The following is a 25575-nucleotide window of genomic DNA, read 5'->3' as shown; positions in this document are numbered from 1 at the left end:
CACGTCACGGCGGGCCCGGTCACGACGGCGGCGAAGGCCGGGTTCTGGGAAACGGTGCGGATGTTCTTCACCCGCCCGGCGCTGCTGCTGGTGGCGCTGGCGACCGGCGCCACCCAGTTCGTCACCTATGCCCTGCTGAACTTCACCACCCTGTTCCTGATGCGGGAAAAGGGCATGGCCCTGGGTGAGGTGGCGATCTACTACGCCCTGCTGATCGGTATCGGCGTCAGTGCCGGCATGTACGTCTCGGGCCGGCTGATCGACCGGTTCGCCGCCCGGGCCCGGCAGAGCTACGCGCTGGTGCCGGCGCTGGCCCTGTGCGCGGCGGTGCCCTTTTTCGTCGGCTTCATCTGGGCGCCGTCCTGGCCCCTGGCGCTGCTGTTCCTGGCCGGCCCCACCTTCTTCAACTACTTCTACCTGTCGCCGGCCGTCGCCCTGGTGCAGGAGGAGGTGCGGCCCGACCAGCGCGTGCTGTCCGGCGCCCTGCTGCTGCTGGTCATGAACCTGATCGGCCTGGGCTTCGGCCCCACCTATCTGGGCGCGGTCAGCGACCTGTTCCGCGCCACCCACCCCGACCACTCGCTGCAACTCGCCTTCTACACGCTCGTCCCCTTCTATGGCCTGGCCGTCCTGCTGTTCCTGGCCTTGGCGCGGGTGTTGCGGAAGGAAGGGACCCGGACTGGAGATCGATGATGCGTCCGCTTCCGCGCATGGGCGTCTGTGCCGCCATGCTGCTTCTCGCCCACGGCATTCCCGCCGGCGCCGCCACCGGCGGGCCCGTCGTCAACGCCCCGGTGGGCGCGGTGGAAGGCCAGGTCGCCGGGGATCTGGCCGTGTTCAAGGGCATACCCTACGCCCAGCCCCCGGTCGGGCCCCTGCGGTGGAAGCCGCCGGTGCCGGTCCAGTCCTGGACGGGCGTGCGACCGGCCCATGATTTCGGCGCCGCCTGCGTGCAGCCGCCGCCCCGCCCGGGCAGCCTCTATGCCGACCCGCCGGCGAAAATGGGCGAGGACTGCCTGTCGCTGAACGTCTGGGCGCCGACGGCGGCGAAGAAGGCGCCGGTGCTGGTGTGGATCCACGGCGGCGCCCTGGTCGGCGGCGCCAGCAGCGAGGGGCTGTACGACGGCGCCCGCCTGGCGGAGCACGGCGTGATCGTCGTTTCCATCAACTACCGGCTGGGCGTCCTGGGCTACCTGGCCCATCCGGGCCTGAGCGCCGAATCCCCGGATGGCGTTTCCGGCAACTACGGTTTGCTGGACCAGATCGAGGCCCTGCGCTGGGTTCAGCGCAACATCGGCGCCTTCGGCGGCGATCCCGCCAACGTGACCATCGCCGGTGAATCCGCCGGGGCGCTCAGCGTCATGTACCTGATGGCGTCGCCACCGGCCCGCGGCCTGTTCGCCAAGGCCATCGCGCAGAGCGCCTACATGATCTCCACCCCGACGCTGAAGGAGGCGCGCTTTGGCGAGCAGTCGGCGGAGGAGAACGGCCGGCGGCTGGCGACGGCGGTCGGCGCCGCCGACGTCGCGGCGCTGCGCGGCATGGACGCGGAAGCCTTGACCGTCGCGGCCGTCAAGGCCGGCTACGGCCCCTGGGGCAACATCGACGGCCATGTCCTGACCGGACAACTGGTCGACGTGTTCGACCAGGGGCGGCAGGCGCCGGTCCCCCTCCTGGTTGGCTTCAACAGCGGAGAGATCCGGTCGCTGCGGTTCCTGGCGCCGCCACCGCCGGCCGACGCGGCGACCTATGAGACGGCCATCCGCCACCAGTACGGCGACTTGGCCGATGCCTACCTGGCCCTATATCCCGCCAGCGACATGGGCGAGAGCATCCTGGCCAACACCCGCGACGCGCTCTACGCCTGGACGTCGGAGCGCCTGGCGATCAAGCAGACGGCGCAGGGCCAGCGGGCCTTCCTCTATTTGTTCGACCACGGCTATCCCGAGGCGGACGCCAAGGGCTTGCACGGCTTCCACGCCTCGGAAATCCCCTACGTCTTCGGCACCGCCCACGGCACGCCGCCCTACTGGCCCAAGGTGGCGGATACCCCGGCCGAAGCCCGCTTTTCGGATGCGATGATGGACTACTGGACTTCTTTCGCCCGCACCGGCACGCCCAGCGCCGCCGGCCAGCCGGCGTGGCAACCCTATGACGGCGCCGCGGCGTATATGCGTTTCGCCGCCACGCCGCAGCCGGAAACCCACCTGATGCCGGGCATGTACGAGTTGCATGAGGCGACGGTCTGCCGCCGCCACGCCGCCGGCATCCTGCCCTGGAATTGGAACACCGGCATCGTGTCCCCGGTCCTTCCGGCCAAGAGCGCGGGTTGCCCGTGATGCGGGGAGCGATGCAGGACTACGCCCTGACGCTGGACCAGTTCCTGCGCCACGCCGCCAAGTGGCATCCCCGCGCCCAGGTTGTCACCGCCCGGGAGGGCGGCGGCGCCGACCGGATCGGATACGCCGACCTGAAGACGCGCAGCCTGGCCGTGTCATCCGTACTCGCGGGTTTCGGCATCACGGCCGGCGACTGTGTGGCGACGCTGGCCTGGAACAGCCAACGCCATGTCGAGGCGTGGTACGCCATCATGGGCATGGGCGCCGTTTGCCACACGCTGAACCCCCGCCTGACGGCGGACCAGCTGGCCGCGATGCTGATGCAGTCCGGGGCCCGGCTGCTGGTCGCCAGTGCCGACCTGCTGCCCCTGGCGCGCCAAATACAACAGGGCGCGCCAGGCCTGGAACGCATCCTGGTCATCGATGGGGACGCGGAGGGGCCGGGGGGACCATCCGGCGGGCCGCCGGTTTCCCCGCTGGAACCTCTTATCGCCGAGGCGCGGCATGACGTCGCCTGGGGCGACTTCGCGGAGACGTCACCCTCGGGCCTCTGCTTCACCTCCGGCACCACCGGCGCGCCCAAGGGGGTGATGTACACCCACCGGTCCAGCTTCCTGCACACCTTGCGGGTGTTGCAAACCGACGTCATGGCCATATCGGGCAGCGACAGCGTGCTGGCGGTGGTGCCCATGTTCCACGCCAACGCCTGGGGGCTGCCCTTCGCGGCGCCGGCGGTGGGGGCGAAGCTGGTCCTGCCGGGACGCCATGCCGACGGCGCCAGCCTGGCCCGGCTGATCATGGCGGAAGGCGTGACCGTCGGCGTGGGGGTGCCCACCGTCTGGCTGGGCCTGGTGGAACATCTGGAGGCAACGGGCGGCGAATTGCCCACGCTGAAGCGCATCCTCATGGGCGGCTCTCCGCTGGCGCCCGCCCTGATGGAACGGATCGAGCGGCGCCTGGGCGTGGCGGTGCAGACCAGCTGGGGCATGACGGAGATGTCGCCCACCGGCACGGTGACACCGGCGCACGATCCCGGGCGGTCGGCCACCCTGGCGGGGCGGCCCGCGGTGGGGGTGGACCTGCTGTTGACCGATGCCGAGGGCCGGCCGCTGCCGGAGCAGCGCGAGGTCGAGGGGCATCTGCGTGTCCGCGGCTCCGCCGTCATTTCCCGCTATTTCGGCCACGACGCGCCCGCCACCGATGCCGACGGCTGGTTTCCCACCGGCGATCTGGCGCGCATCGACGCCAACGGCAACCTCATCATCACCGGCCGGGCCAAGGATTTGATCAAGTCCGGCGGCGAATGGATCAACCCGGCGGAGATCGAGGCCATCGTCGGCGCGCTGCCCCAGGTGTCCCTGGCCGCCGTCATCGGCCGGCCGGACCCGAAATGGGGCGAGCGGCCCATCCTGCTGGTGGAGACCTGCGGCGACATCAGCGATGAGGCGCTGCTGGCGTCCCTGCGCGGCCGGGTCGCGGCCTGGTGGATACCCGACGCGGTCATCCGCGTGGAAAGCATGCCCCAGGCCGCGACGGGCAAGATCGACAAAATCCGGCTGCGTGCCCAATATGGAGGCTGATTGAAGGAACGGGTGGCAGGCGAGCCGCCCGGACACATGTCAGGACGGAAGATTGAGTGAACAGGTGAAACCGCGTCGACGCTCGACCAAGGCCGAGCAGCGCGCCGAGATGATGGAGCAGATCCTCGATGAGGCCGAGTATCTTTTCTCCAAGCACGGACTTTACGGCGTCACGCTGAAGGACGTGGCCAAGCGCGTCGGCGTCCATCACACGCTGTTGAACTATTACTTCGAGGACAAGAAGAAGTTGTTCGACGCGGTCTTCGCCCGGCGGGCGGAGGTCACCAGCACGCGGCGCATGCAGGCGCTGGATGAGTATGACGCGGCCACCGGCGGGAAGCCCACGGTGGAGGGGGCGCTGCACGCCTTCCTCGACACCGACCTGGACCTGTACATCAAGGGGGGCGAGGGCTGGAAGAACTACGCCGCCCTGGGCGCGCAGGTGGCCAACACGCCGGAATGGGGGGCCGAGCTGATGGACCAGCATTTCGACCCCGTCGTGCTGCGCCTGATCGGCCTGTTGAAGAAGGCGCTGCCGGACAGTCCGGAGGAGGACATCTTCTGGGGCTATCACTTCGTCACCGGCGCCCTGTTGCTGACGCTGGCGCGCACGGGCCGCATCGACAAGCTGTCGGGCGGCTTGTGCAAGTCCGACGACTTCGCGGCGGTCAAGGCGCGCATGGCCTCGTTCATGGCCGCCGGCTTCCTGGAGGTGTGCAGGCAGCGGCGGCAGGGGACCTGAGGGCGGGGGCGGCATTCCGGCGACCCGCCCGATCATTTTATTCACTAACCAGAGAGTTAATTTCTAATGCCAAGGACGGAGAACGCAATGGCGGAGGGGGAATGGATGTCGCTTGAGGGTCGGGTCGCCATCATCACCGGGGCCGGCGGGGGCCTGGGGCGGGCCCATGCCCTATATCTGGCGGGGCAGGGCGCGCGGGTGGTCGTGAACGACCTGGCGCAGGCCGCCGCCGACACGGTGGCGGCGGAGATTGCCGCGCAGGGTGGGCAGGCCATCGCCGTCGCCGCGTCGGTGACGGACGAGGCGGGGGTGGCGGCCATGGTGTCGCAGGTCATGGACACCTGGGGCCGCGTCGACATCCTGGTGAACAACGCCGGCATCCTGCGTGACAAAAGCTTCGCCAAGATGAGCCTGGATGATTTCCGCCTGGTGGTGGATGTGCACCTGACGGGGGCGTTCATCTGCGCCAAGGCGGTGTGGGACATCATGCGGGAGCAGCGTTACGGCCGCATCGTCATGACCACGTCCTCATCCGGCCTCTACGGCAATTTCGGCCAAGCCAACTATGGCGCGGCCAAGATGGCGCTGGTGGGGCTGATGCAGACCCTGGCCATCGAGGGTGAGAAATACGGCATCCGGGTCAACTGCCTGGCGCCGACAGCGGCGACGCAGATGACCCACGGCGTGCTGTCGGAGAACAGCCTGGACTTGTTGGCGCCCAGCCTGGTCAGCCCCGGCCTTTTGGCACTGGTGGGCGACGACGCGCCCACCCGCGCCATCCTCTGCGCGGGGGCCGGTCATTTCGCCACGGCCAGCGTCACCCTGACGGCCGGCCGCTACATCGGGGCCGGCGGCAGCGCGGGCGAAAAGGTGGTGGCCAATTGGGACGGCATCGCCGACCGCCGCGACGAGATCGTGCCGGCCTACGGTTTCACCCAGGCGGAACGCGAACTGGCCAGCGCCGGCCTGGGCGGCGACAGGGTGATGGCCGTGCCCCGCTAGAGTGCGATCCGGCGCCCACGGCCTGCCGGTCACGCCGGCAGGCCGTTGCGGATGATGTCGGCGCCGATGTTGAGGTGATCGGCCAGCGGCCGGTCGTCGCGATAGCGGCCGACGCAGGCGCGGACATGGTCGTGGATGGCGGCGGTGCCGGGCGCGCGGTCCGCCGGGTCGACCGCCAGGTCATGCGCCTCGGTCGCCGCCAGAAGCTCAATCCCCAGGATGTATTCGGTGTTGTCGATGACGGCCAGAAGCTTGGTGGCCGCCGCCGTGGGATGGGCCAGGTAGTCCTCCTGCAATGCGGAGTTGATGCCGCCGTCCAGGCTGGCCGGCGCGCACAGGCGGCGGTTGTCCGCCACCAGGGCGGACGCCGTGTACTGCGCGATCATGAAGCCGGTGGTGGCGCCGGGATCGCTGGCCAGGAAAGGCGGAAGGCCGCTGACCAGCGGGTTGACCAGGCGGTCGGTATGGCGTTCTGAGATGGATCCCAGGTGCGCGACGGCGATGGCCAACGAATCCAAGGCGATGGCCAGCGCGGGTGCCACGGCGTGCGCCTCGGACTCGACGACCGGCGCCGCCGGCGTGCCGGAGACGATAGGGTTGTCCGTGACGGATTGCAGTTCCCGGTCGATGACGGCGCAGGCGCCGTCGAAGGCGTCCCGCGCGGCACCGTGCACATGCGGCACGGCCCGCAGGCTGAGCGCGTCCTGCAGCCGGGTCCCCGCGACCCGTTCCAGGCGGCGGCTGCCCGCCAGGTAGTTCCGCAGGGCGGCGCCCGTGCGGTGCAGCCCGTTCGACACCCGTATCCGCAGCACCTGGGCCTCATACGCCGACATCTGGGCGCCCAGCGCCTCCAGCGTCAGCGCCGCGACGGCGTCCGCCGCGGCCAGCAGGCGTTCGATCCGCGACAGCGCATAGCCGCCCAGGCCGGTGGCGCAGGGCGATCCATTCACCAGGCTCAGCCCTTCCTTGGAATCAAGCACCAGGGGGGACATGCCGATGGCGTCCAGCGCCTCCCGCCCCGACAGGCGCCGCCCGCCCATGTAGGCCGAGCCGGCGCCAATGAGGACCAGGCCGATATGGGCCATGTGGGTCAGATAGCCCACCGACCCGCGCGACGGCACCTCCGGTATGCAGCCCCGGGCCAACAGCGTCAGCAGGCCCTGCACCAGGTCGGGCCGCACGCCGGAGCGGCCATGCGCGAAATTGTTGATCTGCGCGGCGATGATGCCCCGCACGGCGGCCGTCTCCAGAGGCTGCCCCATGCCGCAGGCATGGCTCATCACCAGGTTGCGCGACAGGTCGCGCTGCTTGGCGCGGTCCACCACCGTGCTCACCAGCGCGCCGACACCGGTGTTCACGCCATAGGCCCGGATACCCTGCGCCACGATGGCCTCGACCACGGCATGGGCATTCCCGATGCGGGCCCAGGCATCCGGGGACAGCACCAGGTCGCTGCCCCGGGCGACGGCGCTGAGGTCGCGCCAGCTCAGGGGACCATTCAGCAGGACGGGTGGCGTCATTGTTTGCTCCTTGGGTCCATAAGTCGCAAGATTCATGCGGGCGGCAGCGCGATCTGGCAATTATGTATAGACTAAATCGAAGCGGGAATGTATAGACAATATGAATGAACGGGCAGCGCCGGCAACGGAACCCGGCCCAGCGGGGACAAACGGGCCATCCCAGACCAAGCAGGAGTTGGCATTCCATGTCGGACCTTGCATATCCCTCCCATCCGGGGCCGCAGGCGAGGGCCGCATGACCGGCGCCGCGCCGTCCCTGGTTTCCGTCGATACGGCCCTGGACCACGCGGCCACGCTGGTCGACCGCGCCCCGGCCCTGGCCATCGCGCAGGTGGCGGAAGTGCTGGGCGCGGTACCCGACCACCCGCGCGCGCGGCTGATCCAGGGGCGCGCCCTCAGGCTGACGGGAGATGCCCAGGCGTCGGCGGAGGTTCTCCGTCGGCTGGCGGTGGCGGAGCCGAAGTCGGCCGCCACGGCACTGGAACTGGGCCTGACGCTGCGCGACCTGGGTCAGCTCACCGACGCCCTCATTGAAATGCGCCGCGCCGGCGCGCTCAGCCCCGACCTGGCCGCCGCCTGGCGGGCGCTGGCCGACACGCTGGCCCTCGCCGGCGAGCCTGAGGAGGCGGAGCGGGCCCATTTGGCCGGCGTGAAGGCCTCTACCCGCGATCCCGTCCTGGCCCAGGCCGCCGTGGCCATGATCGAGGGCCGGTTGAACGTGGCGGAACGGGCACTGCGGGACCGGTTGCGCGCCCAGCCCACGGACGTGGCGGCCATCCGCATGATGGCCGAGCTGGCGGTGCGCCTGGGCCGGTACGACGATGCCATCACCCTGCTGCGGCGCGCGCTGGAACTGGCGCCCGCCTTCACGGCGGCCCGCGAGCTGCTGGCCCGCACGCTGCAGCGGCACAACCGGCCGGCCGAAGCCCTGGCGGAGGTGGAGCATCTGCTGGCGGACGAGGCGGACAATCCGTCGGTGTTGATGCTCAAGGCCTCGCTGCTGGTCCGCATCGGCGACCAGGACGCCGCCGCCGCCGTGTACGCCCACGTCCTGGCCCGCCACCCGCAGCAGGCCAAGGGCTGGATGAGCTACGGTCATGTCCTGAAGGCGATCGGCCGGGTCGACGACGCCATCAACGCCTATCGCACCGCCCTTGGCCAGCAACCCACGCTGGGCGAGGCATGGTGGAGCTTGGCCAACCTCAAGACCTTCCGCTTTTCCGCCGACGACAGGGCGGCCATGGAACGCGGCCTGCGGGCCACCGCGGACGACGAAAACCGGCTGCACCTGCATTTCGCGTTGGGCAAGGCGCTTGAGGATGCGGGGGGCGATGACGCGGCCACCTTCCGGGCTTATGCCGAGGGCAATCGCCTGCGCCGGGCCCAGCTGAGCTACGACGCCGACGAGACCCATGACCAATGCGCCCGCATCGCGGCCATGGTCGACCGGGGATTCCTGGCCCGGGACCGTGGCGGCTGCCAGGCGCCCGACCCCATCTTCGTCGTCGGCCTGCCCCGGTCGGGCTCCACCCTGGTGGAACAGATCCTGGCCAGCCACAGCATGGTCGAGGGCACCAGCGAACTGCCCGACATGATGGCGATCGCCGCGCGGCTGGCGTCCCCCGGCAAAGGGGCCGCCGGCGGGCGGTATCCGGAATGCCTGGACGACCTTCCCCCCGACGCCTTGACGGCGTTGGGGGCTGAATATATCGCGCGGACGCGGGTGCACCGGCATGAGGCGAAGCCGTTCTTTATCGACAAGATGCCCAACAACTGGATGCACGTGGCGCTGATCCGCGCCATCCTGCCCAAGGCGCGGATCGTCGATGTCCGCCGGCATCCCCTGGGCGTCGGCTGGTCCGCCTACAAGCAGCATTTCGCGCGCGGCCAGGCCTTCACCTACGACCTGGCGGAGTTGGGGCGCTATTACGCGGATTACGCCACGCTGATGGCCCATGTGGACCGGGCGGCACCCGGCTGCGTGCACCGGGTCATTTATGAACGGCTGGTGGCCGACACCGAAAACGAGGTCCACGCGCTGTTGGACCACCTGGGCCTGCCGTTCGAGGACGGCTGCCTGGCCTTCTGGGACAACAGGCGCACCGTGCGCACCCCCAGCTCCGAACAGGTGCGCCAGCCCATCTTCACCGAGGGGCTGGACCACTGGCGGCGTTTCGAGCCCTGGCTGGCACCGCTGAAGGCGGCGCTGGGGACCGCGCTGCCCACGTATCCGGAAGTTGAGTTGTAGTTGTGCAAATCAATATAAAGTAAAATAACAAAACACCAAAGGGCGGAAGACCCACAAGAACAGGGACAGAAGCGGAACTTCATGGGAAAGGGCGATCATAATGAGAGTTAAGACCACGCGGGCCAGCAGGCTGGTCCTGCTGCTGGCCTCCACGGCGCTGGCGCCACTGTCGGGCATGCAATCGGCCCTGGCCGCCGACGTTCCGCCCGCCGCGCCGGCGGGCCCGGACTCGACGGGGAACGAGGGCCTGATGGAAATCCTGGTGACGGCGCAGAAGCGCAGCGAGAACCTGCAGAACGTGCCCATCAGCCTGCAGGCCCTGGGCACGGCGACGCTGGAGCAACACCAGGTCCAGTCCTTCGACGACTACGCCAAACAGTTGCCCAGCGTGTCTTTCCAGTCTTTCGGGCCGGGCCAAAGCCAGCTGTTCTTCCGCGGCATCTCTTCCGGCGGCGACGGCTTGCCGTTCGGCGCGCTGCCCACCAGCGGCTTTTACCTGGATGAAATTCCGGTCACCACCATCGGCTCCCTGCTGGACGTCCATATCTACGACGTCGCCCGGGTCGAGGCGCTGTCCGGGCCGCAGGGCACGCTCTACGGCGCCAGCTCCCTGTCCGGCACCTTGCGCATCATCACCAACAAGCCGGACACGTCCAAGTTCTCCGCCGGCTATGACGTCCAGGGCACCCGCTTCGACAAGGGCAGCCTGGGCGGCACCATCGAGGGCTTCGTCAACGTGCCCTTGAGCAACAAGGCGGCGGTGCGCATCGTCGGCTTCGACGAGCATGACGGCGGCTACATCGACAACACCTACCACCAGCGCACCTACCAGAGCCCCCACACCCTGGACGACGGCACGGTGGTCAACAGCCCCATCACCGTGGACAATTCCAAGTTCGTCAAAAATAACTTCAACGATGTCGATACCTATGGCGGCCGCGTGGCCCTGGGCATCGATCTGGACGACGACTGGACCGTCACGCCGCAGGTCATCGCCCAGCACCAGCGCTCCAACGGCTCTTTCCTCTACGATCCCAAGGCCGGTGACCTGCAGGTCCACGACTACGCGCCGGAGCGCAACATTGACAAGTGGTACCAGGCGGCCCTGACCATCGAGGGCAAGGTCTGGGACTGGGATGTGCTCTATTCCGGCGGTTATATGCAGCGGTCGATCGACACGCATGCCGACTATAGCTATTACACCGTCGCGTACGATGCCTATCCGAACTATGGATATTTCACGAATTCCATGGGTAAGCAGATCGACCCGACCCAATATTACTATGGGCATCAGGATCTGACCAAGCAAAGCCATGAGCTGCGTTTCAGCTCGCCCGCGGCCAACCGTTGGCGGGTCACGGCCGGCCTGTTCTACCAAGAGCAGACCAACCAGTTCCAGGCCAACTATTACGCCCCTGGTTACGGGTCGTCCCAACAGGGATCGCCCGTGTATCAAGACGACATCTTCCTGACCAACGTGCACATCGTCGACCGCGACTACGCGGTGTTCAGCCAGGCCTCCTACGACATCCTGCCCAGCGTCACCCTGACCGGGGGCGTGCGCGGGTTCATCGCCGACAACACGCTGACCGGCTTCTCGGGTTTCGCCAGCGACGCGGCGAAGGCCGGCTGCGTGACGCCTTTCCCGTCGCTGAACAGCTGTTCCTACCTCAACAAGAAATTCAGTGATTCAGGCGAGACCCACAAACTGAACGTGACGTGGCAGATCGACCCGGACCGCATGGTCTATGCCACGTATTCCACCGGCTACCGCCCCGGCGGCAACAACCGGCGGGCGGCGGTGGAGCCCTATGGCTCGGACACCCTGGACAATTACGAGCTGGGGTGGAAGACGTCCTGGTTCGATCAAAAGCTGCGCTTCAACGGCGCCGTCTATTATGAGGAATGGAACAACCTGCAATACGCCCTGGTGGCGCTGAATTCCGGCAGCGTGACCAATATTTACAACGCCGGCGACGCCCGGGTGTACGGCGTCGAGACGGACATCACCTGGGCCGTCACCCGCAGCCTGACCCTGTCGGCATCGGGCGCCTTCAACGACGCCCAACTGACGACCGACTTCTGCGCCATCGGCGCCAACAGCAACCCCGACTGCGCCTCCGGCATCATCGCGGCGCCGAAGGGCACGCGGCTGCCGGTGCAGCCCCGCATCAAATTCAACACGACGGCCCGCTATGAATTCCTGCTGGGGGAGGTGGACAGCTTCGTTCAGGGTTCCCTGAACCACCAGACCAGCACGCGCAGCTTCCTGGGGACCACGGCGAACGACCTCGTCGGCGACAGCCCCGGCTTCACCACCGTCGACGTCTCGATGGGCGGCAAGATCGGCAACACCACCGCCGAGTTCTATGTCCAGAACCTGTTCGACGAACGCGGGGGGCTGACCCGGAACACCTTCTCCGCCCCGGAAATCTCCGGCCAGTACGCGCGCATCTATCCCACGAAGCCGCGACTGTTCGGCGTCAAGTTCGGGCAGAAGTTCTGACGTCCCGTCCGGCCTGCGGTCCTTCGGGCCCGCAGGCCGTCACGGACGGCTGCTGCCGAACCGCGCGACCAGATGATAGGCCGTGCCCAGGAAATACTGGCGCACTGCCGTGATCCGTTCCGAACTGCGCCAAGTCTGCCGTTCCACCAGCAGGCAGGCCGTGCCGACCGGCGTCTTCAGAAGACGCGCGATCTCCCCATCGGCGGGAATGGCTGAAATGCGGGTTTCCGCTTCCGTCCATGGCACGTGCCGCAGCAGCCAGGTTCCCGGCGGCTCCTTCTCAAGGTCGGCGTCCGCGATGGCCGGCACCGCGGCCAGGCTGACCAGGCGGCGTTCCACCGCCAGGGGGGCGCCGTCGGCGGAATGCAGGCCGTCCAGCTGCAACAGCCGGCGCCCGCCGGCCAGCAACTCCTCCTCGGCGTTTCCCCGGGCGGCCGCCCGCAGCTTCCGCACCAGCAACTGATAGCCGTAGACGTGGCCGCGTTTGGCCACCTCGACCGGCAGGTCCGGGACGTCAAGGATCATGGAATGGGCGTGGGGACGCCCCACGAAGGAACCGGCGCCCTTGCGCCGTTCGATCAGACCCGCCGCCGCCAAGGCGGACAGCGCCTTGTTGACCGTCATGCGCGAGCATTGATAGGTCTGCATCAGCTCATGCTCGACGGGGAGCCGGTCTTCCGGCGCCAGCTTTCCCGACAGGATGGCCGACTCTATGTCCGTTCGAATGCGCTCATGCAGGGAAAGCGTCACTGGGTCAATCTTTCGAGGACTTGGCGGTAACGGGTGACAATGGCGTCCCGCCGCTGGTGCCGGCCAGTATTAACCACCTGCTCGCCCCGGCGCCAGACCCCGTCAATGGCCGGCCGGCCGGCGGCGAAGATCAGGGCGTCCAGCAGCGCCGGGCCCCGGCGGCCGTGCAGCGAAGGGTGCCGGGTGTCGAGGCTGACCAGGTCCGCCGCGTTGCCGAGCGCAATGGCGGCCGGCGCGCCCAGGGCGGCGGCGCCCCCCGCCAGCGCGCCTTCCATCAAATCCTGGCCCGTCGATCGTCCCGGCGCCGTCGCGACCACGTTGCGGCTGCGGCCCGCCAGGCGCTGGCCGTATTCCAATAGGCGCAGTTCCTCGGTCGCGTCGATCAGGACGTTCGAGTCCGATCCGACGCCGAACCGGCCGCCGGCGGACAGATAGGCGGCGGCCGGGAAGATGCCGTCGCCCAGGTTGGCCTCAGTGATGGGGCAGAGGCCGGCCACCGCGCCCCGCGCCGCCATGTCCGCGACCTCCGCAAGCGTCACATGGGTGGCGTGCACCAGGCACCAGCGGGCGTCCACGGCCGCGTTGGCCAGCAGCCATTCAACCGGCCGCGCCCCGCCCCAGGCCACGCAGTCCTCAACCTCCTTCACCTGCTCGGCGATATGGATGTGCACGGGGGCGGCGCCGGCCAGATCGACCACCTGATTCAGTTCCTCGGGCGTCACCGCGCGCAGGCTGTGCGGCGCCACGCCGACGACCGCGTCGGGCAGGGCCCGCGCCTTGGTCCGCGCCCCGTCCAGCAGGCGGGCGAAGCCGTCCAGGTCGTTCAGGAAGCGCCGCTGTCCATGCCCCGGTGCCGCCCCGCCGAAACCGGAATGCGCGTAGAACACGGGCAGGTGGGTCAGCGCGATGCCGGTTTCCGCCGCCGCCGCGACGATGGCGGCGGTCATTTCCGCCGGGTCGGCGAACCGCCCGCCATCCCGGTCATGATGAAGGTAATGGAATTCCCCGACGCGGGTGAACCCGCCCTCCAGCATTTCCATATAGGCCAGGGCCGCGATGGCGTGCAGATCGTCGGGCGAAAGGCGGTCGACGAAGCGGTACATGACGTCGCGCCAGGTCCAGAAGCTGTCGCCCGCCGGGCCGCGCACCTCCGCCAAGCCGGCCATGCCGCGCTGGAAGGCGTGGCTGTGAAGGTTGGGCAGCCCGGGTATGGCCACCGGCCGCCGCTCATCGCCGGCTTGGGCTGCCGCGTCCCGTTCCAGGGTGGCGATGACGCCATCCCGGACCGTCAGCCGCACATTGTCCGTCCAACCCTCGGGAAGCAGGGCCTGCTCGAAATGGAAAGCCCCGTTCGAACCGCCGTCAGTGCCCATGGTGCATTCTCCTGTTGCGCCATATGTCTATACATTCTAAGGTGCGAACGCAACCATTGAGGCGGACCTGAGCCGCCGGGAGAACGGGCATGCGTTGCGACAAGCTGTGGACAAACGCCCATTTGGCGACCCTGGTCGGGGCGCGGTCCGGGCTGGGCATCGTTCGCGATGGTGTCGTGGCCATGCGTGACGGCCTGATCGCCTACGCCGGCGCCATCGGCGACGCGCCCGATTTCGACGCCGACGTGGTGGTGGACTGCGCCGGCCGCTGGATCACCCCCGGCTTGATCGATTGTCACACACACCTGGTCCATGGCGGAAGCCGGGCGCATGAGTTCGAATTGCGGCTGGCCGGCGCCTCGTATGAGGAGATCGCCCGGGCCGGCGGCGGCATCCTTTCCACCATGCGCGCCACGCGCAATGCCGATGTGGCGGCGCTGACGGCCGGCGCGCTGCCCCGGCTGGACGCCCTGATGGCGGAAGGGGCGACGACGGTCGAGGTCAAGTCGGGATACGGGCTGAACCTGGAGGGGGAGCTGCGCATGCTGCGCGCCGCGCGGCGGCTGGGGCAGGCGCGGCCGGTCCGGATCACCACCACCTTCCTGGGCGCCCACGCGCTGCCGCCTGAATTCAGCGGTGACGCCGACGGCTACGTTGACTTCCTCTGCGACACCGTGCTGCCCGCGGCGGCGGGGGAGGGGCTGGCCGACGCCGTCGACGCCTTCTGCGAGGGCATCGGCTTCACGCCGGATCAGACGGCGCGGGTGTTCGCCGCCGCCGCCGCCCACCGCCTGCCGGTCAAGCTGCATGCCGACCAGTTGTCCAACCTGTCCGGCGCCGCGTTGGCGGCCCGGCATGGCGCCCTGTCGGCCGACCATTTGGAACATACGGACGCCGACGGCGTCGCGGCCATGGCGGCGGCCGGCACCGTGGCCACGCTGCTGCCCGGCGCCTTCTATTTCGTGCGGGAAACCAAGCTGCCGCCCGTGGACGCCTTCCGTGCGGCCGGCGTGCCCATGGCCCTGGCCACCGACTGCAACCCCGGCACCTCGCCCCTGACCTCCCTGCTGCTGGTCATGAACATGGGCGCCACCCTGTTCCGCATGACGGTGGACGAGTGCGTCGCCGGCGTCACCCGCAACGCTGCCCGCGCCTTGGGGCTGCAGCATCAGATCGGCACGCTGGAGGTGGGCAAGTCCTGCGACCTGGCGATCTGGGATATCGAGCGGCCAGCGGACCTGGTCTATCGCATGGGGTTCAACCCCCTGCACGCGCGCGTCTGGCGGGGCAACTGAGATGACGGACTGGTGAGATGACGGACTGGCTGGAAATCCACCGCGGCGACGCGCCCCTGGTCGTGACCTTCCCCCATACCGGCACGGACATACCGGATGGGCTGCTGGGCCGCTTCGTGTCGCCCTGGCTGGCGCGCAAGGATGCCGATTGGTGGATCGACCGGCTGTACGCCTTCGCGGCGGACCTGGGGGCCACCACCATCCGGACGCGGCTGTCGCGCAGCGTCATCGACGTCAACCGCGACCCCTCCGGCGTGTCGCTCTATCCAGGCCAGGCGACGACCGACCTCTGCCCCGTCACCACCTTCGATGGGGAGCCGCTGTACGCCGGGCCGGCGCCGGATGCCGCCGACATCGCCGCGCGGCGGGCGGCCTATTTCGATCCCTACCATGACGCCATCCGAGCGGAACTGGCGCGGCTGCGGCGGAGCCATGGCGCCGTCGTCCTGTACGACGCCCATTCCATCCGCAGCGTCATCCCGCGCCTGTTCGACGGCCCCCTGCCGCAGTTCAACATCGGCACCAACGGCGGCGTCACCTGCGACGGGGCGCTGGCGAGCGCCATCCACGACCGCTGCGCCGCCAGCGGCCACAGCCACGTGCTGAACGGCCGGTTCAAAGGCGGTTGGACGACGCGCCATTACGGCCGCCCCGCCGAGGGCATCCACGCCATTCAAATGGAACTGGCCATCCGGGGCTATCTCGCCGAACCCGACGAGCCCGGCCCCGACACCTGGCCGCCCCCTTCGACCCCGCATACGCGAGGCCTCTCGTCACGGTCCTGACCGGGATCCTGAACGACTGCCTCGCCTTCGCCACCAGCCTGGGAAGGACACTATGAGCCGCATCGACAACACCCGCGTCATCCGCCCCGCCACCGGCACGGAACGCACCGCCAAAAGCTGGCTGACCGAGGCGGCGCTGCGCATGCTGATGAACAACCTGCACCCCGACGTGGCGGAGCGTCCGGAGGAGCTGGTGGTCTACGGCGGCATCGGCCGCGCCGCCCGCGACTGGCAGAGCTACGACCGGATCGTGGAGGCGTTGACGCGGCTGGAGGCCGACCAGACCCTGCTGGTCCAGTCCGGCAAGCCGGTGGGCGTCTTCCGCACCCACCCCGACGCCCCGCGCGTTCTGATCGCCAACAGCAACCTGGTGCCGAAATGGGCCACCTGGGAGCATTTTCACGAGCTGGACCGCAAGGGCCTGGCCATGTATGGGCAGATGACGGCCGGTTCCTGGATTTACATCGGGTCCCAGGGCATCGTGCAGGGGACCTATGAGACCTTCGTCGAGATGGGCCGCCAGCATTACGGCGGCGACCTGTCGGGCCGCTGGCTGCTGACCGCCGGCCTGGGCGGCATGGGCGGGGCGCAGCCGCTGGCCAGCGTCATGGCCGGGGCCTCCTGCCTGGCCATCGAATGCCAGCGCAGCCGCATCGAGATGCGCCTGAGGACGGGCTATCTGGACCATGCCGCCGAAACCATCGATGAGGCGATGGCCATCATCGAACGCAGCTGCGCCGAGAAGAAGGCGGTTTCGGTCGGCCTGCTGGGCAATGCCGCCGAACTGCTGCCCGAGATGGTCCGGCGCGGCATCCGCCCGGACCTGCTGACCGACCAGACCTCGGCCCATGATCCCGTGAACGGCTACCTGCCTGTGGGCTGGACGGTCGCCGAGTGGGTCGAGCGGCGGGAACGGGAGCCGCAGGCCGTGGCCGCCGCCGCGCGTGCCAGCATGGCGGTGCACGTCCAGGCCATGCTGGACTTCCAGGCAGCAGGGGTGCCCACCGTCGACTACGGCAACAACATCCGCCAGGTGGCGAAGGACGAGGGGGTCGCCAACGCCTTCGACTTCCCCGGCTTCGTGCCCGCCTACATTCGTCCGCTGTTCTGCCGCGGCATCGGCCCCTTCCGCTGGGCAGCATTGTCCGGCGACCCCGAGGACATCTACAAGACCGACGCCAAGGTGAAGGAGCTGCTGCCGGACAACCGGCACCTGCACAACTGGCTGGACATGGCGCGGGAGCGGATCCGCTTCCAGGGCCTGCCCGCCCGCATCTGCTGGGTCGGGCTGGGGGATCGCCACCGCCTGGGCCTGGCCTTCAATGAGATGGTGGCCAAGGGCGAGTTGAAGGCCCCCGTGGTGATCGGCCGCGACCACCTGGACAGCGGCAGCGTCGCCAGCCCCAACCGCGAGACGGAAGCCATGCGGGACGGCAGCGACGCCGTGTCCGACTGGCCGCTGCTGAACGCGCTGCTGAACACCGCGTCGGGCGCCACCTGGGTGTCGCTGCACCATGGCGGCGGCGTGGGCATGGGCTATTCCCAGCACAGCGGCATGGTCATCGTCGCCGACGGCACGCCTGAAGCCGCCAAGCGGCTGGAGCGTGTCCTGTGGAATGACCCGGCCACCGGCGTGATGCGCCATGCCGACGCCGGCTACGACATCGCCCGCGACTGCGCCCGCACCATGGGCCTCGACCTGCCCGGCATCCTGGGATGAGCCCGGGGATGAGCGGTGTCCGGCTGCTTCCCTCAGCCTCCCGGCCCGCCCAGGCGTGGAAGAACGGGGGCGGCGTCACGCGAGAGGTCGCCCGTCAGGACAATGGCGCGGGCGACATCCTCTGGCGCGTCAGCATCGCGGAGGTGCGGGAGGCGGGGCCCTTCTCCCACTTCCCGGGCATCGACCGCGTGCTGGCGGTGCTGGACGGCCGCTTGCTGCTGGACTTCGACGGCGGCGCGGCCTCCGTCCTGGTGACGCCGGACACGGCACCCCACGCGTTTCCCGGCGACGTGCCGGTATCGGGAACGCCGGACGGCGGGCCCGTCACCGACCTGAACCTCATGGTGCGCCGGGGTGCCGTGCGGGGCGCCCTACACCGGCTGCCTCCCGGTTCGTCATCGCCGTCGCCCAACCCCACGGCGACGCGCATGCTGGTGGCGGCCGGCGAGGCGCAGGTGACCTGCGGCGATGAGACGTACACCCTCGGCCGGCTGGACGCCCTGTCGTTCGCCCCTGGCGCGACGGCCCCCGTCCTGGTCCACGCCGCAGCGGCCTGCTGGCTGGTCGACATCGTCCCCCTGGCCGGCGCGGATCAACCATGAGAAGGCTTTCGCGCGCGGGCATTGGTTTCGGACTGGCGGTGGCGCTTCCCCTGTCCGCCGCTTGGGGTGGGGCCGCCGGGGCGGAGGAGCTGCCCCGCGCCGTGGTCATCGGCACGGAGGGGGCTTTCCCGCCGTGGAACATCACCCGGCCCGACGGCACCCTCATCGGTTTCGAACCCGATCTACTGCAGATCCTTTGCCAGCGGGCGAACCTGCGGTGCCAGCTGGTGGCCCAGGATTGGGACGGCATGATCGGCGCGTTGCAGGCTCATAAGATCGATGTCATCGCCGACGCGTTGCAGATCACGCCGGCGCGCAAGGCCGTGCTGGCCTTCTCACTGCCGTACGCCATCACCACCGGGGTCTTCGTCACCCAGAAGGACAGCCCCCTGGCCCGCATGGACAACCGGGGCCTGGTGCTGGACCTGGACGCCAGCCCCACGCCCGAGCGCCAGACCCAGGCGCTGGCGGCCCTGCGCGAGGAGTTGCGCGGCAAGACCCTGGGCGTCGCCATCTCCAGCACCTACGACGCCTTCCTGGACAAGTACCTGGCCGACGTCATCACCGTTAAATCCTATCGCACCATGGGCGAACGGGACCTGGATCTGTTGAGCGGCCGCATCGACCTGACGCTGGATGACACGACCTACCTGCGGCCGCTGCTGGCCGCACCCGACGCGCAGGACCTGGTGCTCGTGGGGCCGGAGCTGATCGGCGGCGAGCTGGGCGCGGGTGAGGGCTTCGGCCTGCGCAAGGACGACACCGCCCTGGCGGAACGCCTGAACGCCGCCATCCGCTCCGCCGTGGAGGATGGCACCGTGCGGCGCCTCAGCCTGAAATGGTTCAAGGCGGATGCCACCCCGACCCTTGAGGCCCACCCGGGCGCCGCCGCCGGGAGGCCCCAACCGTGATGGACGATCTCACGCTCCTTGGCTTTGGGCCGGACGGCTGGGCGCCCCTGCTGCTGAAGGGCTGCCTGCTCACCCTGGCGGTGTCCGCCGCCTCCATGGCCATCGGCACGGTGCTGGGCGTCCTGCTGGCCTGGGCGCGGCTGAAGGGGCCGCGCTGGCTGCGGCGAACGGCGCTGGTTTATGGCGTGGTCCTGCGTGGGGTGCCGGAGTTGCTGGTCATCCTGCTGCTGTACTTCGGTCTGCCCTCGTTGATCCTGTCGCTGGCCGAGACCTTCGGCTGGGACGCCCCGGGGCTGCCGCCACCCTTCCTGGTCGGCAGCCTGTCCGTCGGCCTGGTGTCCGCGGCCTACCAGGCCGAGATTTTCCGGGGCGGAGTCGGCGCCATCCCCAAGGGCCAGTTCGAGGCGGCGCGGGCCATGGGCTTCGGCGACCTCCTGTGCTTCCACCGCATCGTCCTGCCACAGGTGGCGCGCGTCGTCCTGCCCGCTCTGGGCAACGTCTGGCAGTTCAACCTGAAGGACAGCGCCCTCATCGCCGTCACCGGGCTGAGCGAGCTGATGCGCACCAGCCTGGTGGCCGCCGGGTCGACCCGGCACCCCTTCCTGTTCTTCGGCGTGGCCATGGCGCTCTACCTGGTGCTCACCACCCTTTCCAGCACGGCCTTCCACTATGGCGGCCGGTATTCCAACCGGTGGAACAGGGGCTGAGCGCGATGGGGGAGCATCTGACGTTCATCGGGTCGGTCACCGCGCAGCTGGTGCGCGCCGTGCCCGTGACCCTGCTGATCCTGGCGGTGTCCGGTGTCTGCGCCACGGTGCTGGCCACCGGCCTCACGGTCTTATCGGTGGCGCGGTCGCCGCTGCCGCGCCTGATCCAGCGCACCTGGACCTTCCTGTTCCGGGGCACGCCGCTGATCCTGCAGATCTTCATGATCTACTATGGTTTCGCCATGGTGCCCTGGATACGCCACGGCATGCTCTGGGCGGCGTTCCGGGATCCCGTCTTCTGCACCTGCCTGGCCATGACCTGCTGCTGCTCGGCCTATATCGCCGAAATCTTCCGTGGGGCCCTGGCCGCCGTGCCGCGCGGGGAGATCGAGGCCGGCCGGGCCTGTGGCATGACCGGTTTCATGCTGCTGCGGCGGGTGATCGCGCCGTCGCTCATCCGCATCGCGCTGCCCAGCTATTCCAACGAAATCATCATGATGACCAAGTCGACCTCGCTGGCCAGCACCATCACGGTGCTGGACATCACCGGCGTGGCGCAGCAGGTCATCGCACACAGCTACCGAACCCTGGATGTGTTTTGCGCCGCCGCGGCGCTGTATCTGCTGATCAACGCCGGTCTGTCGGCCCTGCTGGCGGCCTTGGAACGCCGGCTGGACGTCGACCGCGCCGTCCCGTCCATCTCCGTTCCGCCCGTCGTGGAGCCGCTGTCATGACCCCGCCATCCCCCACCGTGCTGACCGCAACCAATATCCGTAAGTCCTTCGGCGACCGGGAAGTGCTGGCCGGCATCTCGCTGGAAGCGCGGGAGGGGGAGGTCATCTCCATCCTCGGGGGCAGCGGGTCGGGCAAAAGCACCTTTCTGCGCTGCCTCAACCTGCTGGAGGTTCCGGACGAAGGCCAGATCGCCATCGGCGACGTGCAGGCGCCCCTGGCGCGCGACCGCCATGGCCGCCTGGTGGTTTCCGACGGCCGCGCCGCCGCCCGCCTGCGGACGCAGACGGCCATGGTCTTCCAAGGCTTCAACCTCTGGCCCCACCTGACGGTGCTGCAGAACGTCATGGAGGCGCCCTTGCGCGTCCATCGCCGTGACCGTGACGAGGTTATGGCCACCGCGCGGACGCTGCTGGAACGGGTGGGCATGGCGGGCTTCCACGCCGCCTATCCCAAGCGGCTCTCCGGCGGGCAGCAACAGCGGGTGGCGATCGCCCGGGCCCTGGCGACGAACCCGAAGCTGGTCCTGTTCGATGAGCCGACCTCCGCCCTTGACCCGGAGCGGGTGCGCGAGGTGCTGGCCCTGATGCGGTCCCTGGCGGAGGAGGGGCGGACCATGATCGTCGTGACCCACGAAATGGCGTTCGCGCGCGATGTGTCCAGCCGGGTGGTGCACTTGATGAATGGCCGCGTCGAATCCAGCGGCCCGCCCGCCCACATGTTCGGCCCCGACGCTTCCCCGGCGTTTCGCGCCTTTCTATCCCCGGCGGCTCTTTGACGGGGCGACCGTCCCGGTCGCCCCTTGAGCCTCGAAAACGCGTCCGTCAAGCGGCGCCCGGCTTCTCGCCGTGGCGGCGCAGCACGCAGGCCAAGGCGACCAGGGCCCCGGCCAAGGCGGCACCGCCCAGCACCCCGAAAGCCCCCTGCATGGTGCCCGCCGCCCCTTTGGCGGCGGTGACGAACAGCGGGCTGGTGAACTGCCCCAGGAAGAAGCAGCCGGCCCAAACGCCCATGCCGCGGCCGCGATGCTCGGCCGGCAGTTTCGAGACGGACCACAGCACCAGCGCCGGGATGGCGATGCCGGCGCCTAGTTGCTGGACGAACGCCGCCGCCGTCATCGTCGTCTGGTCGCCGGCGATGCCGATGCCGACCAGGCCCGCCCCCAGCAGCAGCAGGTAGGTCAGGATCTGCTGCGGCCCCGTGAAGCGGCCGGACAACCATTGGAACAGCGCCGCGCCCAGGAAGACGCCGATGCTGGCGATGGAGATCAGCAGGCCCACCCTCTGGGGCGACGTCACCCCAACCTCGCCGAAGGCGAGGCCGACCTGGACGATGTAGACGTAGTACAGGCTGGCGGAGAACAGGGTGACCAGGCTGGTAAGGACGACGTCGCCCCAAGGGAACGCCACCCGGGCGCGGGCTTGGCCGGCGGCAACGGACGCCACCACCGGTTCGTAGATGTAGACCACCATGGCCAGGAAGATGGGGAAGGCCACGGCGTAGATCAGGAACGAGGCGTTCCAGGTCACGGCCGTCATGTAGCCGGACAGGGCCACGACGGAGGTGCCGAACACGGGCCCCACCAGCCCCTGGACCGTCAGCCAAGTGCGCCGCTGGTCATGGGCGAAGTAGTCGCCGATCAGGGTGTTGGTGACGGTGAGGATGCCCGCCTCCGCCAGGCCGAGGGCCAGACGGGACGCGATGATCAGCTTCAGATCGTCCAGGAAATAGGGAGCGACGCCCAGGAGGCCGTAGACGGCGGTGGCCCACAGCAGCAGCCGGCGGCGGCCGTAACGGTCCACGGCCCAGCCCATGAGCGGCGACGCCAGGGCGATAATCAGGCCGGGCGCCGTCACCAGCAGGGGCACCAGCGTGCCCGCCCCGGGAACGGCGCCGAAGCGCTCCATGATCTTGGGCACCGCCGGAGAAAGCGCCACGATGGCGAGGATGGGGAGGAAGCCGGCCAGGACGACCAGCACCCCTTGCCCGATGCCGGCTTGGCGTCTGGCCGGGGTTTCCACGGACGTGTTCACGGCCACCATGGGCCACCTCCCTCATTGTCGTTGCCGGGTGGCCGATGGCGACCAGCCGGTGGGCCTGGTTCAGAAGACGATGGTCGCGGTCCGCGTCTCGCCGATCACGCTGGGCTGGAACTCGATGGGGATGTAGGACTGGCGGATGCGCACCGCGACCTCCACCCGGTGGACGCCCACCGCCAGGCCACCGGGCTTGGCGACGATGACCGTGGCCAGTTCGTCCAAGGGCCAGCGGTCCTCGGTCTCGGTCCTGAGCGTCGCCAGGTCATACGTCTTGCCGCCGACCGCGAGGAGGTTGTCGGTGTGATCGAACCGCTCGCCGTTCACCGTCACGTCCACGCCGTCGACCAGGCTGAGACGCTGGCCACGGTAGTTCGGGAGGCGGATGCGCAGCTGGAAACCGGTGGGCGCGTCCGCGGGGCCGACGTTACGGAATCCGCTGGACTGCATAATGGATCGTTCAAGCATGGTTGGGCATCCTCGGGCTCAGTCGGGGCGGGTGGAACGGTCATAGTCCCGCTCCAGCTTGCGGATCAGCGCGTGCTGGCGGCGCACCTGCTCCAGCGCCCGCCAGGGCAGCCGTTCCCCTTCGTATTCGCTGGAGAGGTAGCCGGCGTACCCGGCCTTCTTCAGCGCCGGCACCACTTTGTCCCAAGGGATCTGCTCGTCGACCCACTGGTCGTTGATGTTGTGGAACTTGGCCTGGATGAAGACCACGTACTGGATGATGTCCTCGATATGCTCCGGCGGAACCTTGCAGCCGTCCAGGTAGCCGGGCCGCATCGCCGGATGTTCGCCGGGCTGCGGCGGCAAGGGCCGGTCCTGGAAGACGCCCGTATCCAGCAGCAAGCCGAAATGCTTCGTCCCGGTGCGCTGGATGAAGTCGACGTAGCTCTCGACGACGGGATGGCGGATCGGCGTGGGGCTGTGGATCTCCGGGCAGATGACGATGTCGTGGCGTTCCGCCGTCTCAAGCGCGCGGAGGATGGTGTCCTCCCAGATGGGGTCCGGCACCAGATCCAGGGACACGACGCCGATCTTGGGACGCACGAACTTGAAGCCCAGCCGCGCGGCCAACTCGATGTCACGCACCAGATGGCCGGCCGCCGTCACCGAATCCAGCGGCCGGTCCAGGCGCAGGCGGGTGTCGATCCAGCAGCCGTAGTTGGTCGGCTCCAACCCATACCGGTCCAGCAGGGCGAACCAGCGGTCCAACCAGGCGGGATTGGGGTTGGGATAGCCGGGGATGTGCGCCTCACCCAGGATTTCCAGACCGGTGGCGCCCAGGTCCGTGATGGCGGCCAGGGCGTCCTCGACCGTCATCACCGTGTTGAGGTCGTCGGTGAAGCTGTAAAGGGAAACACCGTATTTGAATTTGGCGGTCAATTGGTTCTCCTGCCGCGCATGGGTCGGGGGCGCCGCGATGGTCGCGGCGCTGGTTCACTGGGCCGCCTTGGCCTGGGTGGGATGCCGGTTGGCCGCCGTCTTGAAGGGGGGCGCGTCCTCGATCTCCGCCAGTTGCGACAGGATGTGGCCGGGCATGGCGTCGCCCACGAACTTCTGCAGCACCGGCGTGTGGTCGAAGACCCAGTCCCGCACCGGGCGCAGCAACCTGGGCATGTGATGGAAGGCGCGGCCGGTATGGTACGCGCCCTGGCTGACCTGGGCGGTGTGGGGCTTGCGCCGGTCTTCGAACCGCTGCAGCGCCTGGCGGACGGCCGCCGTGTCGGACAGCGGCACGGCGTCAAGCTCGCGGGCCAGGAAATACCCGTCCTCGATCGACATCCCGGCCCCGTATGCCGCATAGGGGGAGGTGGGATGGGCCGCGTCGCCGACCAGGGTCGCGCGTCCCTTGGACCATTGGTTCAGCGGCGGACGGTCGCGGATCTCCCAGCGCTGCAGATGGGCCGTCGGGGTCGCGTCGATCAGGTCGCGCACCCGCTGGGTGAAGCCCTTGGCGCGCGCCTTGCTGAAGGCCAGAAGGTCGCCGGGCGGCGGCTGGGATGGGTCGCAGGCCTCCAGCACCCACCACTCATAGCCCCACTTCCCCTCGTGCCGGATGGGGGTGTAGCTGACCTGGGTGGTGCGGTTGTGGGCGATGACCCCGCGGTCTTCGGGCGGCGTGTCGAGGAACAGGTAGCCGCCCACCAGGTGCAGGCGCTGGTGGCGGATGGGTTCATCCCCCCACAGCCACTTGCGAACGAAGGAGTTGATGCCATCCGCGCCGACCAGCACGTCGGCGGCGAATTCCTGGCCGTTGGCGAACGTCAGGCGGACCTTGTCGCCCTCATCCCGCACGCCGGTCAGGGTGTGGTCCAGGCGCAGGACGCCGGGGGGCAACGCGTCGACCATGCGCTTGTAGAGCCCCCAGCGCAGCAGGCCGATGAAGCCCCCGCCGTATTCCCGCTCCACCGCCGCCGGCAGGATCACCTCGGCGCGGACCTTGCCGTCATAACGCTCGAAGAAGGTACGGCACGGTGCGCCCAGATCCTCGGTGTCGACGCCGATGAGCTTAAGTATTTTCTGAGGCGGTGGCCAAAGGTTCAAAATATTGCCGGCGGCCTTGATCTCCGTGGCGCGCTCGAACAAGGTGACGTTGAATCCAAGTCGAATGGCGGCGAGTGCCGCGGCCATGCCTCCGGGGCCTGCGCCCACGATGGCGATGGTTCCCTTGATGGACGTGCCCATCAAGCCCTCCCGTTTATTGTCGGATTGCCCGCTTTTTTT

Annotated in this window: 22 protein-coding genes; 15 read left to right on the top strand and 7 right to left on the bottom strand. The window is 68.9% G+C overall.

The window, feature by feature from the left end; all coding sequences use genetic code 11:
* The first annotated feature begins 60 nt into the window (after positions 1 to 60).
* The 5 genes from UAJ10_RS05795 (at position 61) to UAJ10_RS05775 (ending at position 5663) form a co-directional block, all read left to right on the top strand.
* Complete coding sequence (locus tag UAJ10_RS05795; RefSeq protein WP_322914402.1) at positions 61 to 693, top strand: MFS transporter; 633 nt, start codon at positions 61 to 63, stop codon at positions 691 to 693.
* The gene (locus UAJ10_RS05790; protein ID WP_322914401.1) at positions 690 to 2339 is read left to right on the top strand and encodes a carboxylesterase/lipase family protein; all 1650 of its coding nucleotides are present in this window, start codon (positions 690 to 692) and stop codon (positions 2337 to 2339) included. The genes UAJ10_RS05795 and UAJ10_RS05790 overlap by 4 nt, the downstream gene beginning before the upstream one ends.
* Positions 2339 to 3919 (top strand): AMP-binding protein, encoded by a 1581-nt coding sequence (locus UAJ10_RS05785; protein ID WP_322914400.1) that lies wholly within the window; start codon positions 2339 to 2341, stop codon positions 3917 to 3919. The genes UAJ10_RS05790 and UAJ10_RS05785 overlap by 1 nt, the downstream gene beginning before the upstream one ends.
* A gap of 64 nt (positions 3920 to 3983) precedes the next feature.
* Positions 3984 to 4661 (top strand): TetR/AcrR family transcriptional regulator, encoded by a 678-nt coding sequence (locus UAJ10_RS05780; protein ID WP_322914399.1) that lies wholly within the window; start codon positions 3984 to 3986, stop codon positions 4659 to 4661.
* Between the two features lie 105 nt (positions 4662 to 4766).
* Positions 4767 to 5663: an SDR family NAD(P)-dependent oxidoreductase gene (locus tag UAJ10_RS05775; protein ID WP_322914398.1), complete on the top strand. Its 897-nt coding sequence runs from the start codon at positions 4767 to 4769 to the stop codon at positions 5661 to 5663.
* A gap of 29 nt (positions 5664 to 5692) precedes the next feature.
* Here UAJ10_RS05775 and UAJ10_RS05770 read toward each other — a convergent pair whose 3' ends face one another.
* A complete protein-coding gene (locus tag UAJ10_RS05770) occupies positions 5693 to 7183 on the bottom strand; it encodes an HAL/PAL/TAL family ammonia-lyase (protein ID WP_322914397.1) in 1491 nt (496 codons plus the stop codon).
* Between the two features lie 235 nt (positions 7184 to 7418).
* Between UAJ10_RS05770 and UAJ10_RS05765 the strand changes: the two genes are divergently transcribed.
* Both UAJ10_RS05765 and UAJ10_RS05760 read left to right on the top strand, forming a co-directional pair.
* Positions 7419 to 9431, top strand: a complete 2013-nt coding sequence (locus UAJ10_RS05765) for a tetratricopeptide repeat-containing sulfotransferase family protein (protein ID WP_322914396.1) — start codon at positions 7419 to 7421, stop codon at positions 9429 to 9431.
* A gap of 100 nt (positions 9432 to 9531) precedes the next feature.
* Complete coding sequence (locus tag UAJ10_RS05760; protein ID WP_322914395.1) at positions 9532 to 11937, top strand: TonB-dependent receptor; 2406 nt, start codon at positions 9532 to 9534, stop codon at positions 11935 to 11937.
* A 39-nt stretch (positions 11938 to 11976) separates the two neighbouring features.
* Here the strand turns inward: UAJ10_RS05760 and hutC are convergent, their stop codons facing one another.
* Positions 11977 to 12687 (bottom strand): histidine utilization repressor, encoded by a 711-nt coding sequence (gene hutC / locus UAJ10_RS05755; RefSeq protein ID WP_322914394.1) that lies wholly within the window; start codon positions 12685 to 12687, stop codon positions 11977 to 11979.
* Entirely contained in the window at positions 12684 to 14060 is a 1377-nt protein-coding gene (locus tag UAJ10_RS05750; RefSeq protein ID WP_322914393.1) for a formimidoylglutamate deiminase, read from the bottom strand. Before UAJ10_RS05750 ends, hutC begins: the two co-directional genes overlap by 4 nt.
* Before the next feature lie 89 nt (positions 14061 to 14149).
* Between UAJ10_RS05750 and hutI the strand changes: the two genes are divergently transcribed.
* Genes hutI through UAJ10_RS05710 form a run of 8 tightly spaced genes read left to right on the top strand, consistent with a single transcriptional unit; the run spans position 14150 to position 21590 of the window.
* A complete protein-coding gene (gene hutI / locus UAJ10_RS05745) occupies positions 14150 to 15355 on the top strand; it encodes an imidazolonepropionase (RefSeq protein WP_322914392.1) in 1206 nt (401 codons plus the stop codon).
* 17 nt (positions 15356 to 15372) lie between these two features.
* Positions 15373 to 16140, top strand: coding sequence for an N-formylglutamate deformylase (gene hutG, locus UAJ10_RS05740; RefSeq protein WP_322914391.1), 768 nt, complete (start codon positions 15373 to 15375; stop codon positions 16138 to 16140).
* Positions 16141 to 16192: 52 nt separating this feature from the next.
* On the top strand, positions 16193 to 17860 hold the full coding sequence (hutU, locus tag UAJ10_RS05735; RefSeq protein WP_322914390.1) for a urocanate hydratase: 1668 nt from the start codon (positions 16193 to 16195) through the stop codon (positions 17858 to 17860).
* An 8-nt stretch (positions 17861 to 17868) separates the two neighbouring features.
* Entirely contained in the window at positions 17869 to 18462 is a 594-nt protein-coding gene (locus tag UAJ10_RS05730) for a HutD/Ves family protein (RefSeq protein WP_322914389.1), read from the top strand.
* Positions 18459 to 19373, top strand: a complete 915-nt coding sequence (locus UAJ10_RS05725) for a transporter substrate-binding domain-containing protein (RefSeq protein WP_322914388.1) — start codon at positions 18459 to 18461, stop codon at positions 19371 to 19373. Before UAJ10_RS05730 ends, UAJ10_RS05725 begins: the two co-directional genes overlap by 4 nt.
* Complete coding sequence (locus UAJ10_RS05720; RefSeq protein WP_322914387.1) at positions 19373 to 20080, top strand: ABC transporter permease; 708 nt, start codon at positions 19373 to 19375, stop codon at positions 20078 to 20080. The genes UAJ10_RS05725 and UAJ10_RS05720 overlap by 1 nt, the downstream gene beginning before the upstream one ends.
* A gap of 5 nt (positions 20081 to 20085) precedes the next feature.
* A complete protein-coding gene (locus tag UAJ10_RS05715; protein ID WP_322914386.1) occupies positions 20086 to 20814 on the top strand; it encodes an ABC transporter permease in 729 nt (242 codons plus the stop codon).
* On the top strand, positions 20811 to 21590 hold the full coding sequence (locus UAJ10_RS05710; protein WP_322914385.1) for an ABC transporter ATP-binding protein: 780 nt from the start codon (positions 20811 to 20813) through the stop codon (positions 21588 to 21590). The genes UAJ10_RS05715 and UAJ10_RS05710 overlap by 4 nt, the downstream gene beginning before the upstream one ends.
* Before the next feature lie 46 nt (positions 21591 to 21636).
* Here the strand turns inward: UAJ10_RS05710 and UAJ10_RS05705 are convergent, their stop codons facing one another.
* The 4 genes from UAJ10_RS05705 to UAJ10_RS05690 are packed head-to-tail and all read right to left on the bottom strand — an operon-like array spanning position 21637 to position 25536.
* On the bottom strand, positions 21637 to 22854 hold the full coding sequence (locus tag UAJ10_RS05705) for an MFS transporter (protein WP_322914384.1): 1218 nt from the start codon (positions 22852 to 22854) through the stop codon (positions 21637 to 21639).
* A 60-nt stretch (positions 22855 to 22914) separates the two neighbouring features.
* A complete protein-coding gene (locus tag UAJ10_RS05700) occupies positions 22915 to 23316 on the bottom strand; it encodes a C-glycoside deglycosidase beta subunit domain-containing protein (protein WP_322914383.1) in 402 nt (133 codons plus the stop codon).
* Positions 23317 to 23334: 18 nt separating this feature from the next.
* Positions 23335 to 24234 (bottom strand): sugar phosphate isomerase/epimerase family protein, encoded by a 900-nt coding sequence (locus tag UAJ10_RS05695; RefSeq protein ID WP_322914382.1) that lies wholly within the window; start codon positions 24232 to 24234, stop codon positions 23335 to 23337.
* Between the two features lie 54 nt (positions 24235 to 24288).
* A complete protein-coding gene (locus UAJ10_RS05690) occupies positions 24289 to 25536 on the bottom strand; it encodes an FAD-dependent oxidoreductase (protein ID WP_322914381.1) in 1248 nt (415 codons plus the stop codon).
* Positions 25537 to 25575: the final 39 nt, after the last annotated feature.

This window comes from Nitrospirillum guaranorum, assembly GCF_034653275.1.
GTDB lineage: Bacteria > Pseudomonadota > Alphaproteobacteria > Azospirillales > Azospirillaceae > Nitrospirillum.
The sequence above is the reverse complement of the archived record's forward strand: the minus strand, read 5'-3'. Positions and strand labels throughout refer to the sequence as shown.

What these genes read in the sequence shown, in the direction of transcription:
- UAJ10_RS05795 (WP_322914402.1), top strand. Translation starts at nt 61, where the DNA reads ATGTTCTTCACCCGCCCGGCGCTGCTGCTGGTGGCGCTGGCGACCGGC.
- UAJ10_RS05790 (WP_322914401.1), top strand. Translation starts at nt 690, where the DNA reads ATGATGCGTCCGCTTCCGCGCATGGGCGTCTGTGCCGCCATGCTGCTT.
- UAJ10_RS05785 (WP_322914400.1), top strand. Translation starts at nt 2,339, where the DNA reads ATGCGGGGAGCGATGCAGGACTACGCCCTGACGCTGGACCAGTTCCTG.
- UAJ10_RS05775 (WP_322914398.1), top strand. Translation starts at nt 4,767, where the DNA reads ATGTCGCTTGAGGGTCGGGTCGCCATCATCACCGGGGCCGGCGGGGGC.
- UAJ10_RS05770 (WP_322914397.1), bottom strand. Translation starts at nt 7,183, where the DNA reads ATGACGCCACCCGTCCTGCTGAATGGTCCCCTGAGCTGGCGCGACCTC.
- UAJ10_RS05765 (WP_322914396.1), top strand. Translation starts at nt 7,419, where the DNA reads ATGACCGGCGCCGCGCCGTCCCTGGTTTCCGTCGATACGGCCCTGGAC.
- UAJ10_RS05760 (WP_322914395.1), top strand. Translation starts at nt 9,532, where the DNA reads ATGAGAGTTAAGACCACGCGGGCCAGCAGGCTGGTCCTGCTGCTGGCC.
- UAJ10_RS05750 (WP_322914393.1), bottom strand. Translation starts at nt 14,060, where the DNA reads ATGGGCACTGACGGCGGTTCGAACGGGGCTTTCCATTTCGAGCAGGCC.
- hutI (WP_322914392.1), top strand. Translation starts at nt 14,150, where the DNA reads ATGCGTTGCGACAAGCTGTGGACAAACGCCCATTTGGCGACCCTGGTC.
- hutG (WP_322914391.1), top strand. Translation starts at nt 15,373, where the DNA reads ATGACGGACTGGCTGGAAATCCACCGCGGCGACGCGCCCCTGGTCGTG.
- hutU (WP_322914390.1), top strand. Translation starts at nt 16,193, where the DNA reads ATGAGCCGCATCGACAACACCCGCGTCATCCGCCCCGCCACCGGCACG.
- UAJ10_RS05730 (WP_322914389.1), top strand. Translation starts at nt 17,869, where the DNA reads ATGAGCGGTGTCCGGCTGCTTCCCTCAGCCTCCCGGCCCGCCCAGGCG.
- UAJ10_RS05725 (WP_322914388.1), top strand. Translation starts at nt 18,459, where the DNA reads ATGAGAAGGCTTTCGCGCGCGGGCATTGGTTTCGGACTGGCGGTGGCG.
- UAJ10_RS05720 (WP_322914387.1), top strand. Translation starts at nt 19,373, where the DNA reads ATGGACGATCTCACGCTCCTTGGCTTTGGGCCGGACGGCTGGGCGCCC.
- UAJ10_RS05715 (WP_322914386.1), top strand. Translation starts at nt 20,086, where the DNA reads ATGGGGGAGCATCTGACGTTCATCGGGTCGGTCACCGCGCAGCTGGTG.
- UAJ10_RS05710 (WP_322914385.1), top strand. Translation starts at nt 20,811, where the DNA reads ATGACCCCGCCATCCCCCACCGTGCTGACCGCAACCAATATCCGTAAG.
- UAJ10_RS05705 (WP_322914384.1), bottom strand. Translation starts at nt 22,854, where the DNA reads ATGGTGGCCGTGAACACGTCCGTGGAAACCCCGGCCAGACGCCAAGCC.
- UAJ10_RS05700 (WP_322914383.1), bottom strand. Translation starts at nt 23,316, where the DNA reads ATGCTTGAACGATCCATTATGCAGTCCAGCGGATTCCGTAACGTCGGC.
- UAJ10_RS05690 (WP_322914381.1), bottom strand. Translation starts at nt 25,536, where the DNA reads ATGGGCACGTCCATCAAGGGAACCATCGCCATCGTGGGCGCAGGCCCC.